12 protein-coding genes are annotated in these 12,669 nt (G+C 68.0%); 8 read left to right on the top strand and 4 right to left on the bottom strand.

Annotation, left to right across the window (positions count from 1 at the left end; all coding sequences use genetic code 11):
- Positions 1-314: 314 nt before the first annotated feature.
- Positions 315-926 (bottom strand): Hint domain-containing protein, encoded by a 612-nt coding sequence (locus PWS46_RS12100; RefSeq protein ID WP_434615448.1) that lies wholly within the window; start codon positions 924-926, stop codon positions 315-317.
- Positions 927-1,062: 136 nt separating this feature from the next.
- On the bottom strand, positions 1,063-1,260 hold the full coding sequence (locus PWS46_RS12105; protein ID WP_434615451.1) for a hypothetical protein: 198 nt from the start codon (positions 1,258-1,260) through the stop codon (positions 1,063-1,065).
- Between the two features lie 154 nt (positions 1,261-1,414).
- Here PWS46_RS12105 and PWS46_RS12110 point away from each other — a divergent pair, with 154 nt between their 5' ends.
- From PWS46_RS12110 to PWS46_RS12125, 4 genes are all read left to right on the top strand, one after another.
- A complete protein-coding gene (locus PWS46_RS12110; RefSeq protein WP_085090410.1) occupies positions 1,415-1,684 on the top strand; it encodes a ribbon-helix-helix domain-containing protein in 270 nt (89 codons plus the stop codon).
- A 176-nt stretch (positions 1,685-1,860) separates the two neighbouring features.
- On the top strand, positions 1,861-2,505 hold the full coding sequence (trhA, locus tag PWS46_RS12115) for a PAQR family membrane homeostasis protein TrhA (protein ID WP_434615454.1): 645 nt from the start codon (positions 1,861-1,863) through the stop codon (positions 2,503-2,505).
- A 92-nt stretch (positions 2,506-2,597) separates the two neighbouring features.
- Entirely contained in the window at positions 2,598-4,148 is a 1,551-nt protein-coding gene (locus PWS46_RS12120; protein ID WP_434615457.1) for a lysozyme inhibitor LprI family protein, read from the top strand.
- A 142-nt stretch (positions 4,149-4,290) separates the two neighbouring features.
- Complete coding sequence (locus tag PWS46_RS12125; RefSeq protein WP_434615460.1) at positions 4,291-4,749, top strand: MarR family transcriptional regulator; 459 nt, start codon at positions 4,291-4,293, stop codon at positions 4,747-4,749.
- A 16-nt stretch (positions 4,750-4,765) separates the two neighbouring features.
- On the opposite strand, the gene PWS46_RS12130 is transcribed toward PWS46_RS12125, so the two are convergent.
- Positions 4,766-5,755 (bottom strand): 2-hydroxyacid dehydrogenase, encoded by a 990-nt coding sequence (locus PWS46_RS12130; RefSeq protein ID WP_434615463.1) that lies wholly within the window; start codon positions 5,753-5,755, stop codon positions 4,766-4,768.
- Positions 5,756-6,020: 265 nt separating this feature from the next.
- Here PWS46_RS12130 and PWS46_RS12135 point away from each other — a divergent pair, with 265 nt between their 5' ends.
- The 4 genes from PWS46_RS12135 to PWS46_RS12150 all read left to right on the top strand — a co-directional run bounded on the left by PWS46_RS12135 (position 6,021) and on the right by PWS46_RS12150 (position 10,573).
- On the top strand, positions 6,021-6,566 hold the full coding sequence (locus PWS46_RS12135) for an SH3 domain-containing protein (protein ID WP_434615466.1): 546 nt from the start codon (positions 6,021-6,023) through the stop codon (positions 6,564-6,566).
- Positions 6,567-6,698: 132 nt separating this feature from the next.
- Entirely contained in the window at positions 6,699-8,066 is a 1,368-nt protein-coding gene (locus tag PWS46_RS12140) for a protease (RefSeq protein ID WP_434615469.1), read from the top strand.
- A gap of 34 nt (positions 8,067-8,100) precedes the next feature.
- Entirely contained in the window at positions 8,101-9,276 is a 1,176-nt protein-coding gene (locus PWS46_RS12145; protein ID WP_434615472.1) for an MFS transporter, read from the top strand.
- A 61-nt stretch (positions 9,277-9,337) separates the two neighbouring features.
- Complete coding sequence (locus PWS46_RS12150) at positions 9,338-10,573, top strand: argininosuccinate synthase (protein ID WP_098738883.1); 1,236 nt, start codon at positions 9,338-9,340, stop codon at positions 10,571-10,573.
- 51 nt (positions 10,574-10,624) lie between these two features.
- Here PWS46_RS12150 and PWS46_RS12155 read toward each other — a convergent pair whose 3' ends face one another.
- Entirely contained in the window at positions 10,625-12,664 is a 2,040-nt protein-coding gene (locus PWS46_RS12155) for an elongation factor G (RefSeq protein ID WP_434615475.1), read from the bottom strand.
- Positions 12,665-12,669: the final 5 nt, after the last annotated feature.

Below are 12,669 nucleotides of genomic sequence, written 5' to 3' on the forward strand. Positions count from 1 at the left end.
CTAATTTTAACAATTACTTAGAAGACTACTCCTCAAATCCACCGAACCGGAAGAACCCAAGCGGCCCGGTGACATCACGTCTCCCAGACGTGAAGCCTCCCTGTTCAACTCGCCGCTAATCCAATGGGTTAGCGGCGGTTTTTTTATGTGGGCAGGGGTTGGGGGAACTCAGGGGGAACGGTCGGGCCGCATTGCCGATCTCCTGCGGCGACGGACAAGTCACGGCCAAGGCACCGACGCACAAAGGGCCGCCCCATGGGACGGCCCCCTGTTCATGCACGGTGCCCCGCCACAAAAGCGAAAGCGGATTGGCCTCAGGCCACTTCGACCGGTTCGATCTGCCGGGCGCGCTTGTTCACATTGGTGCGGATCCGCTCCAGCGCAGCCAGCGGAATGTCGATCTTCACGCAGGGCTCCTGAATGCGCGGATCGTCCCCCGGATACAGCGCCTCGTACTCGGCGGCATTGTCGTAGGCTTGGCGATTGTCCGCTTCGAGATAGGTCTCGACCGGCAGTCCCTCGGCATACATGCCGTCATGGCTGTCGAGCTCGATGTGGAAATACTCGATCTCCTCCATCGCATCGACCTGCCGGATCGACGACCCGTTGATCAGCAGCCGGGCCGAGACACCATACTCGCCGATCAGCAGGGCATGGCCGGGGGAGATGTAGAGGTCGCGTGCGGGCAATCCTTGGGCGATGGCGCCGCGGGCGATCCTGACCGGCAGGTGAATCTTGCGCAGATGCTCGGTGTCGAAGGACGTCCCCGCCAGCAGGCGCCGGCCGATCCAGCGGATCGAACGGAGCTCGCCGGTCACCGACGACTGGATCAGATCGCCGATCTTCAGGCTTTCGACAGGCACGTCGCCGGACATGGAACGGACATAGGTGCCGCGAAGGATGCAGGTGGGAGCAGGAAGAGTCATTTCAGGAGATGCCCAATGTCGTTTTGAAGAGTTCTCCACCGGCCGTACGGAGGTTTCCGGCGTCCGGCACAGCGGTAGCGCACTCCGAAAAGGTTACTCCTTTAAGCAATCCGTGGGGCGGCGAAGTTGTGCGGAGTTACGACCGCCGGTGACCAATTGTCGCAGATGCGCCGGTGTGCGACTGCGGCATTTCGTCTGGTTCCCGCCCCTCCAGCGCCGCCCGCGCAAGAGCGAGGATATTATCCAGGCGGATCACCAGTTCGTTCTCGCACAGGGCGGAACGTGCTGATGCGGCTTCACTTATGATTGCGCGCAAGGCTTCGTCCCGTGTCATGTCCACCTCCGGTTTCATGCCGTCCGCCCGCCGTCCGAGCAGACCCGACCTCTCCGCCACCCTCTCCGCCGCCCCATCGCCTGTGAAGAATTTCACAGCCGGCTTCTGGCCGTTTCACATACCCATTTATGCATCGGCAACGGAGGGCTCCCCCATGCACATGCGCAACATCAGGGTGAACGGCAAGCGGACCAGCATGAAGCTGATGCCGGTGGAGTGGGAGTCGCTCGAGGAAATCTGCGCCCGCGAGAACATGACGATGAGCGAACTGGTGTCGAAGATCGATGCCGAACGCCAGGATTGCGACAACCTCACCGGCTGCGTCCGCGTCTATGCGCTGTGCTATTTCCGAAAGGCCGCCAGCCTGTCGGAGCCGATGCCCCGCCACCGCGCGCCGGCGGCCGTGGCCTTCGCGGCGGAATAACCGGCCGGCCCATTCCGCATAAAGTCTATCCCGCATAAGCGGTTCGCCGAGGCCCCGGCCGCCGGGGGTCCACCCATCGGACAGGACCCGTGGCGCCGCCGCGGCCGGCACACCATGTTCGACGCAGGCCCCGTTCACGCGGTTGCCGTCGTTGCGTCGACCGAAACGGTGTGCCAATGCCGGATGCCCACCAGTTTCCCGTCTACAGCGCTGCCGAGCGGCGGGCGGATGCGGCCGTCCACGCAATCGGGGTGACGGCGGGTATCGCCGGCTTCATCTGGCTGCTGAATGCCGGTGTCTTTTCCGGCGCGGTTCCGGTCCGCACCGCGCTGGCGCTGACCATCTACGGTTTGGGGTTGGTGGGGATGCTGACGGCGTCGGCCGCCTACAACCTCGCCCCGCCCGGCCTGGGCAAGGCGCTGCTGCGGCGGATCGACCATGCCATGATCTTCGTGATGATCGCCGGCACCTACACGCCCTTCACGCTGGGGCTGGGCCAGGGAATCGGGCTGGGCGGCGCCGTGTGGGGCGGGGCCGCCTTCGGCGCGGCGCTGAAGCTGCGCTTTCCGGGGCGGTTCAACCGGCTGGGGCTGGCGCTCTATCTCGGGCTCGGCTGGGCGGTGGTCACCGCGCTGGAGCCATTGGGGGCAGTATTGTCGCCCCCCGCGCTGTGGCTGCTGGTCGCCGGCGGGCTGGTCTACACCGTCGGCGTCGTCTTCCACCTGATGGAGCGCATGCCCTACAACAACGCGGTCTGGCACCTGCTGGTGCTGACCGCTGCCGGCTGCCACTTCGCCGCGATCACACTGGCGTTTCTTTGATGGGCGTTCCTTTGATGGGGCGTGTCTCTGAAATGCCGGGGCTGCATGGGACAAGCGGCTGCCGATTCCGTATCTTCCCCGGATCACGATCCATGGGAGACATGATGGGCCGGGCAGTGATGGGCCAGAGAGACAGCGGAAGCCGATTGATCGGCCGTGCGACGCTGGCGGGAGCAGTGCTGGCACTCTCGGTCACGGTTGCGGTCGGCACCGCGCGGGCCGAGCCGTCCTTCGATTGCAAGGCAGCCGCCACGCCGGTGGAAAAGGCGATCTGCGCCGATCCCAAACTGGCCGATGCCGACCGCGAGATCGCCGACACCTACAAGACCCTGCAGGATCTGTCGGGCACCGCCGACCGCGAGCGGCTGCGCACCGAGCAGCGGGCGTGGCTGGTCCAGCGCAACCAGTGTGCGGCAGCGCCCTCCCCCGGCGCCTGCCTCGGCCCGGTGCTGGACGCCCGGCACACCGCTTTGTCCGAGTCGGTGCCCAAGGCGGTCGCCGCGCTGACCGCCACCGTCGACGGCATCGCCGCCGACCCGGCCGGCGCCGCCAAGCGGCTGGCCGAGATCCGCGGCGGGCTGGGCAAAGGGTGGAGCGCCTATCTGCTGCGCTTCGGTCCCTCCCCCGACCGCGCCAAGGCCGACGCGCTGCTGCGCGAGGCCATCGCGGGCATCGACGATTCCTATGCCCGCGAAACCGCCTCCGGTGTCGATCTCGCGACCGATGACGGCTTCCTCACCGCGCTCCGCGTCGTCAGCGACGATGTGGAGATGGCTTGGCCCTGCTCGGTGATGGAAAAGCGCGGGGCGGCGGCCTGGAAGGCGATGGAGCCGCTCTATGGCAGCAGCCGCGACAATTTCGGCGCCTATCCCGCCTGCCCCGACGACAACGCCCTGCTCGCCTCCCCGGCCTGGAAGGCGGTGGACGAGCTGTTCGCTCCGATGCTGGAGGCGGCATCCAACCGCACCGGCACCATCCGCTTCGCCGCCTACCGCCAGATGGGCATCGACCGCATGAAGTCGGCGGTCGATCCGCGCCTGTTCGTCGCCGATGCGCCGGAACTGGCTCCGCTGGTCAAGGACACCGCCGGCTGGTCAAACCCGCGCTGGGTCGCGCCCGGCTGGGGCGACCGCCTGCGCAAGGCGGTGGAGGCGGCGGTGACGGACTGGACACCGCGGATCGCCGCCCGCTACGGCATGGCCAAGCCGGAGGCCCGCCGGGTGGCCGAGGCGGCGGCTGCCCAGGGGTTGAGCGGCAGCATCGGCCTGATCACCGACAATCTGGAACTCCAGAAGGACACCCGTCTTCCCGACTGGCTGCGCGGCGGCTGGAGCTGGAGCGGCGGCGGGTCCGAGGACACGCCCTTCGCCGCTGCCGCCGGAAAGGCCCGCATCGACGAGACCACCATCTGCGTCGGCAGCGAGTGCGGCGGGTATGACGTCGCCGGCCAGGGGGAGGACGCCCCTTTCGACCCCAAGGAGGTGCCGAAGGACGTCAAGCCCGCCCCGAATGCCGCCAGGCAGGCGGTCAGCCTTGCCCCGGTGTCGGCCGGCGCCAGCCTGACCATCGTCCCGCTCGCCGGCGGCAATCTGCTGGTCACCGGTACGGCCAAGCCGGTGGTGCTGAAGCGCGAGGGGAAATAGACCGATCCCGGTGCCGGCCCTGCTTTCCCCGGGGAACGCGAAAATCCCGAACGCGAAAGGCTTGCCTGCATCGTTCGGGTAGGCGACACTTCGCGGCGCGTGCTGCGGTTGCGGAACCGGGCGCGGCTTTCCGGGGGGAGGCATGGCACGGAACCTCAAGGCGCTCGGGTTGTGGCGCACCGCGCTGGTCGCCAGCGTCCGCAAGGACGCGCCGGACCTGTCGGCGCGGCAGCTGGCGATCCTTCTCCAGGTCTATCTGACCGACCCGCCGCACACGGTGCGCGGTCTGGCATCCCTGCTGAACATCTCGAAGCCGGCTGTGACCCGCGCGCTCGACCGCCTGTCGGTGCTGGGCTTCGTCAAGCGCAAGCGCGATGCGGAGGACAAGCGCAACGTGCTGGTCCAGCGCACCGTGAAGGGCAGCGTCTATCTGTCCGATTTCGCCGAGCTGGTGATCGCCGCCGGCGCCGTCGCGCCGGAGGACATGGCCCGAATCCAGGCCGACGAGGAACTGGCCGCCGCCGCCAAGGCCAGGCTGGAGGCGGCGTTGCAGGATGTGCCGACGCGGGAGGCCGCCGCGCTGGAAGCCTCCGCGCCCTGAGCGGTCCTTCCCGCCCTTACAGCAGCGCCTCCAGCACCCGGTCGGGCGGGGCGTGGCCGTCGGTGAAGGTCTTGATGTTGATCACCACCTTCTCGCCCATGTCGATGCGGCCCTCGATGGTGGCGGAACCCATGTGCGGCAGCAGGACGACATTGTCCAGCCGCAGGAGCTTCGGGTTGACCGCCGGCTCATGCTCGAACACGTCCAGGCCGGCGCCGGCGATCTCGCCCTTCGACAGCATGCGGGTCAACGCCACCTCGTCGATCACCTCGCCGCGCGAGGTGTTGACGATGTAGCAGTGCGGGCGCAGCAGCTTCAGCCGGCGTTCCGACAGCAGGTGATAGGTGGCCGGCGTGTGCGGGCAGTTGATCGACACGATGTCCATCCGCGCCAGCATCTGGTCCAGGCTGGACCAGTAGGTCGCCTCCAACTCCTGCTCCAGCTCCGGATGGACGCGGCGGCGGTTGTGGTAGTGGATCGACATGCCGAAGGCGCGCGCCCGCTTGGCCAGCGCCGAGCCGATGCGGCCCATGCCCAGGATGCCCAGCCGCTTGCCGCTGATGCGGTGGCCCAGCATGGTGGTCGGCCCCCAGCCGGTCCATTGGCCGGAGCGGACCAGCCGCTCGCCCTCCGCCACGCGGCGCGCGGTGGCGAGCAGCAGCGCCATGGTCATGTCGGCGGTGTCCTCGGTCAGGACGCCGGGGGTGTTGGTGACGACGATGCCGCGCTCGCGCGCCGCCTTCAGGTCGATGTGGTCAACGCCGGTGCCGAAGGAGGCGATCAGCCGCAGCTGCGGCCCGGCGGCTTCGATCAGCGCGCGGTCGATGCGGTCGGTGACGGTGGGCACCAGCACCTCGGCGACGGCCATCGCCTCCTGCATCTGGGTGGGGGTCAGCGGCACGTCGTCCGGATTGAGCCGGGTGTCGAACAGCTCCATCATCCGCGTCTCGATGACGTCCGGCAGCTTGCGGGTGACGACAACGAGCGGCTTCTTCTTGTCGGTCATCGGTGCTGGTCCTCCCTTGCCCCGGCCCGCCCGCATCTGAAGGTTCTTGCTGGGCTGCTCCGGTCCATGGTTGCCATACCAAGCGGTCGTGGGACTGTCCAGAAGTCCGTCGCGAAAGCCCGCCCTGCGGGAGGGAGATTGCAGCCTGGGATTGGGGCGGCGGACCGGGGGTGGCGGACCGGGGGGGGTGGCGGCGCTTGCCCTATCGAACGGGTGGTCTCTATAGTGCGGCCCGGTTTTTTCCCTCGTCAGCTCCGGTGCCGCCATGCCTGTCCGCCGCTTCGTCCTCGCCTCCCTGGCCCTCGTTCTGGGGTTGGGCATGGGGCTTGCCGCGGGCGGCGCGGTTACCGGCACGGGCACGGCGTTGGCGGCGGAGAGCAAGGATCCGACCCATGCATCGGGCCTGCCGATCCCCCGCTTCGTCACCGTGCGCGTCGGCGAGGTGAACCTGCGCTCCGGCCCCAACGGCAGCTATCCCATCGAATGGGTATTCAAGCGCAAGGACATGCCGGTGGAGATCATCCAGGAATTTGACACCTGGCGCCGCATCCGCGACTGGGAGGGGGCGGAAGGCTGGGTTCACCAGAGCGCGCTGTCCGGCCGCCGCGGCATCCTGATCCTCGGCCAGACCCGCGCGATCTTTGAGTCGCCGCGCGGCGACAGCCCCGTGGTGGCGCGGGCCGAACCCGGCGTCGTCGGGTCGCTGAAGAAGTGCCGTGACGAGTGGTGCGAGGTCGATGTGAAGGGCTATCGCGGCTGGATGAAGCGCACCGATTTCTGGGGCACCTACCCTGGCGAGAAGATCGAATAGCGGACCGCATCGTCCGGTCATCATCGCGTCGGCGGGCCGGCATACGGCAGCGATACCGGCGTTGACAGCAACCGGTTGCAGGATCACCAGTCGGGAGATGCACAGATCCGTGCTTTTCCCCAGTCCGGCAATATGATGCTGAAGCTTGCGTTTCTGCTGATCGGCCCAAAGGCCTTCCGGTCCCACTGGTATGTGATCGCCGTGCTCGGCCTGCTGTCGATGGGGTTGGGGCTGGCATTGGCACTGAATGCTTCCGTCGGACTGACCCAGGTGATCTACAGCTTCCTGGGACTGATCTTCACGGCGGCCGGCACCGTAAGCCTGTTGATGGCCCTGTCGGCGTCCTTGGGAGCGAACCGGCACTTCGCCCTGGCGCGGTCGGTGCTGGCGATCCTTGCCGGCGGATTGCTGCTGGCCTCGCCGCTGTTGAACGGCTGGGCGCTGGCCTTGCCCCTCGCCATCGTCCTGGCGCTCGACGGGGCGAACCGGGCGGCTGCCGCGGCGGTGTTCCGCGTGCGGAACTGGCGGCTCCTGATCCTCTGTGGGCTGGCGGAGCTGGCGCTGGCGGCGATGATGATGACGGAATGGCCGCTGCCTTCCGACCGCAACACGCCGCTGTGCATCGGACTGTTCATCGGCCTGTCGGGCTGGCTTCTGCTGCGGCTGGGGGTGATGCTGCGCAACCTGGAGGACGAGGCGGCGATCCTCAACCTGCCGATCTTTTCCGGCCGGGGCTGGTACGACAACGCCCCCGTCCTGGTGGGCGACAGTCCGGAGCCGGCCGGCCGTCACGACCGGCCGCTGGTGGTGCGGGTGTGGACCCCGGTCGCCTCCGCCACCGCGCCGCTGGACAGGCGGCTGGTGATCGACCGCTACATCGCCGCCATCGACCGCAACGGGGTGGTGTCCACCGGCCACTCCGCATTGGAATTGGCGCCCGACCTGTATATCAGCCACTATCCGGCCGACGAGATCGACCAGTCCGGCGTCAGCTTCGTGACCGCGTTGCGCAGCGGAGCCGAGAACGACGTGCCCGGCCGCTTCCTGCCGTCGTACGAGGAAGAGATCGCCGACTGGTGCCCCGCCGATGCGACGGTGGAGCTGTGGACCTACGATCGCTGGCGTCTGCGGGCCTTCTGGGCCGGATACCGGCAGGACAGCACCTACAACCTCTCCAACCGGAACTGTTCCGTCGTCGTCGCCGCAGCCCTGGACGCGACGCTGGAGGGCGCGCTGGCCAGCCGCTTCCCCTGGGTGCGTCTGCTGCGCCTGCTGATGGACCCGGATATCTGGGTCGCCTCCCTGATCCGCAGCCGTGCCGATGCGATGAGCTGGACGCCGGGTTTCGTGCTGGACTATGCGGCGGCCTTGGCCCGTGTCGTCGACCGCCCCGACCTGTCCTGGCGCCGCCGCCTGGACGGTTTTCTCAAACAGTTGCGCGGCACCGCCCGTCCGCCGGAAGGCAGCATGGATGGCCGGCCGGATACCCAGCCGTCATGACCGATACCCAAACACTTTCGGAAAAGGAGCAGGCATGACATCGGAGCCGACAGCGGATGACGGCGGCCTGCTGTCGCGCGCCGCGGTGATCGCCACGGCGATGATGTTCGGGCTGACCTACAGCCTGAGCGCCGCCCTGATCGCGCTGGACCTGTCGCGGCAGAATCTGAGCGACCTGACCATCGGCGCCAACGCGGCGATGCATGCGCTGGGCGTGCTGGCGATGGCGGTGCTGCTGCCGCGGATCGTGGCGCGGCTGGGCATTCGCCGGCTGGTGATCCTGGCGCTGGCGGGGGCGGCGGTTCTGCTGGCCCTGTTCCCCGCCACCCCGATCTGGATCTGGTTTCCCCTGCGCATCCTGCTGGGGGCGGCGTCGGAAACCCTGTTCGTCCTGTCGGAGACCTGGACCAACAGCCTGAGCAGCGAGGCGACACGCGCCCGCGCCATGGCGGTCTACACCGCGGCGCTGTCCTCCGGCTTCGCGCTGGGACCGCTGATGCTGTCGCTGCTGGGCTCCGGCGGGGCGCTGCCCTATCTGGCCGGCGCCGGAGTGGCCGCCGCCGCCGCGCTGCTGGTCGCCTCCCCCCGCATCCGGGCGCCGGAGTTCGAGCGGCCGTCGCGCGAGGGGCCACTGCATTTCATCCGGCTGGCCCCGGTCGCCATCGGCGCCATCGTACTGAATGCCGCCATCGAGACCGCCGGCCTGTCCTTCCTGGCGATCTACGCCACCAAGCTCGGCTGGTCGGAGACGGGAGCGACCAGCCTGATGTCCTGCATGATGATCGGCGCCATCCTGCTGCAGCTTCCCATCGGCTGGCTGGGCGACAAGATGGACCGGCTGACGCTGGTGATCGGGCTTGCGGTCTGCGCCGCGCTGGGGGCTCTGGTCTGGCCGGTCGCGCTGATGAGCGAGGTCGCCACCTACGCGCTGCTGTTCGTCTGGGGCGGCGCCTTCGTCGGCGTCTACACCATCATGCTGGCCATCGTCGGCAGCCGGTTCCAGGGGTCGGAACTGGTGGGAATCTACGCCGCCATGGGGCTGATGTGGGGCGTCGGCGCGCTGGCCGGTCCGGTGCTGGCCGGGGCGGCGATGGAGCTGACCCGGCATGGGCTGGCCTACTTCGCCGCCGCCGCCTGTCTTGCCTTCGCCGCGTCGGCGCTGCGCCAAAGAACGGTCGAAGGCGGCACCCAAGCGGGCACGGGGGCTTGAAGGCGGGCGGGAAAGGCCGTACGGTCGCGGCCTTACCTTTCTCTACTGCAAGAGCAGTCCCATGAGCGGCGCGTCCGGCAAACAGATCAAGAAAGTGGTGCTCGCCTATTCGGGCGGCCTCGACACCTCGGTCATCCTGAAGTGGCTGCAGGAAACCTATTCCTGCGAGGTGGTGACCTTCACCGCCGACCTCGGCCAGGGCGAGGAGTTGGAGCCTGCCCGCAAGAAGGCCGAGCTTCTGGGCATCAAGCCGGAAAACATCTTCATCGACGATCTGCGCGAAGAGTTCGTGCGCGATTTCGTCTTCCCGATGTTCCGCGCCAACACGCTCTATGAAGGCACCTACCTGCTCGGCACCTCGATCGCCCGGCCGCTGATCGCCAAGCGCCAGATCGAGATCGCCAACATGGTCGGCGCCGACGCCGTCGCCCATGGCGCCACCGGCAAGGGCAACGACCAGGTCCGCTTCGAGCTGGGCTATTATGCCCTGCGCCCGGACATCACGGTCATCGCGCCGTGGCGCGAATGGACCCTGAACAGCCGCACCACGCTGCTGGACTACGCCGAGAAGAACCAGATTCCGATCGCGAAGGACAAGCGCGGCGAGGCCCCTTACTCCACCGACGCCAACCTCCTGCACATCTCGTATGAGGGCAAGGCGCTGGAGGATCCGTGGGTCGAGCCGGACGAGGATATGTACACCCGCTCCGTCGCCCCGGAAAAGGCGCCGGACACCCCGACCTACATCGAGGTCGAGTTCAAGAACGGTGACGCGGTCGCCATCGACGGCAAGGCGCTGTCGCCGGCGGCCCTGCTGACCGAGCTGAACCGCCTGGGCGGCGAGAACGGCATCGGCCGCCTCGACCTGGTGGAGAACCGCTATGTCGGCATGAAGTCGCGCGGCGTCTACGAGACGCCGGGCGGCAGCATCCTGCTGGTGGCGCACCGCGCGATGGAGAGCATCACGCTCGACCGTGGCGCCGGCCACTTGAAGGACGAGCTGATGCCGCGCTACGCCGAGCTGATCTATTGCGGCTATTGGTGGAGCCCGGAGCGTCTGGCCATCCAGGCTCTGATCGACCAGACCCAGTCGCTGGTCAACGGCACCGTCCGTCTGAAGCTGTTCAAGGGCAACGTCACGGTCGTCGGCCGCCAGTCGCCCAACTCGCTGTACCGCATGGACTATGTGACCTTCGAGCAGGACAGCGTCTACAACCAGAAGGATGCGGAAGGCTTTATCAAGCTGAACGCGCTCCGCCTGCGTCTGGGCGCGATGGCCAAGCAGAAGATCGGGTAAGGTTGAAGTTGCCCCACCGCCCGCCAGCCGGGCGGTGGGGCTTTCCTCTGTTTATTGTGCCGCCAGCATGTCGCGGCGGATTTCCACGGCCCGGTCGGCCGCCTTGCCGACCACCTCCTGAAGCCGTTCGAACTCGGCGCTGTAACTGCCGACGCCGAAGGTCAGCGACCGCAGCTCCACGATCAGATCCTGCATGTCGGCCTGCGGCATGCACGCCTTCACCTCGTCCCAGCCGGGCCATCCCGGCCGCGCATCGAAGCCCAGCAGCTGGCCGCGCCGTCCGCTGACCAGACGCTGAACCTTCGGCGTGAAGGCGTTGGGCACCGCGATTGTGACGGTCAGGATCGGCTCCAGCAGCACCGGCTCACAGGTCGGCAGAGCCTCGGCCATCGCCTGCCGCGCCACCGTCTTGAAGGCCATGTCGGAGCTGTCGACGGCATGGAACTGGCCGCCGGTCAGCGCCACTGCGAAATCCACCACCGGAAAGCCCAGCGGCCCGCGCACCGCCGCATCGCGCACGCCGGCCTCCACCGCCGGGATGTACTGGCGCGGCACGGCGCCGCCGACCACCGCATCCTCGAACTGGATGCCCGACCCGCGCGGCAGCGGCCGGATCTCCACATGGATGTCGGCGAACTGGCCATGGCCGCCGGTCTGGCGCTTGAAGCGGGCATGGTGGCTGGCGCCCTTGCGGATCGTCTCCTTGTAGGGCACCTGCGGCGGCTGGCCCTTCACCGCGACGTTGAAGCGGCTGCGCAGCCGGTCCATCGCCAGTTTAAGATGCACGTCGCCCTGGCCCCACAGCACCAGCTCGCCGGTCTCGGCCGACTGGTCGAGCGTCAGGGACGGGTCCTCCTCCCGCAGCTTCTGCAGGGCGGCGGACAGCTTCACCTCGTCATTGCGGTTCTCGGCGCGGAGCGCCAACCCATGCACCGGCGGGGCGGAGACCGGCCAGTCGGCGGGCGGACCGAGATTGGCCTTCTCGGTCAGACGGTCGCCGGTCGCTGCCTTCTCCAATCGGCCGAGCGCCACGAGATCGCCGGCGACGGCCTGCGGAACCTTGGTCTGGTCGCGGCCGAACAGCTGGAAGATGCCGGACACCCGCTCAGCCCCCAGCGTCATGCCGTCGGTGACGGTGCCGCGCCAGATGCGGGCAAGGCTGAGCTTCCCGGCATGGGATCCCATCATCGTTTTCACCACCTGCGCCGCCACGGCCGCGTCGGCCGAAATGTCGATGCGGGCCGCGGTGGCGACAACGTCCGGCCCCTCGTGCCGCAGGGCCTTCAGCAAGCGGCGGATGCCGTTGTCGTTCTCTGCCGACCCGAAGAAGACCGGCACGATCAGGTCGTCGGCCAGCTCGTGCGCCAGCGTTTCATATAGCTCGGCACTGTCGGGAGCCATGTCCTCCAGCAGCTTTTCCAGCAGGCCGTCGTCGAAGTCGGCCGCCGATTCCAGCATCGCCTGCCGCGCCTCCGCCTCCCAATCGCGGGCGCTGTCGGGCAGGGCGACCAGATCGGACGGCTTGTGCGGGTTGAAGCGCCAGGCGCGCTCGCTGACCAGATCGACCAGCCCGGTGATCTGGCCGTTCTCGCGCAGCGGCACCTCGCGCAGCACCAGCTTGCGGGTCGAGACTTCCTGATAGGCGGCGACGACGTCGCGCACCCTGATATCGCCCAGCGTGTCGATCTTGTTGATGAACAGCAGATGCGGGATGCGGTGATCGTCCAGCACCTTGAACAGCGGGGCCAGCAGCACCGCCTTTTCCGGTGCGGCTTCCGCCACGACGATGGCGATGTCGGCGGCCATCAGCGCCGCCTGTGCCTCTCCCGCCAGCTCCACCGAACCGGGGCAGTCCAGGATCGACCAGCGTTCTCCCAGGTAATCGAAGGAGGCGACGTTCAGCTCGGTGCTCATCGACCGGGCCTTCGCCTCCGGCGAGTTGTCGCCCACGGCATTGCCGTCGCGCACGCTGCCCTTGCGGGTGACGGCCCCGGCGGCGAACAGCAGGCTTTCCAGCAGTGTCGTTTTGCCGGCGAGATAGGGGCCGACCAGCGCCGCGCAGCGCGCCGTCCGGATTTGCGTATGCGGCATTCACA

It is taken from the genome of Azospirillum sp. B2RO_4, assembly GCF_051124815.1.
Taxonomy (GTDB): Bacteria; Pseudomonadota; Alphaproteobacteria; order Azospirillales; family Azospirillaceae; genus Azospirillum.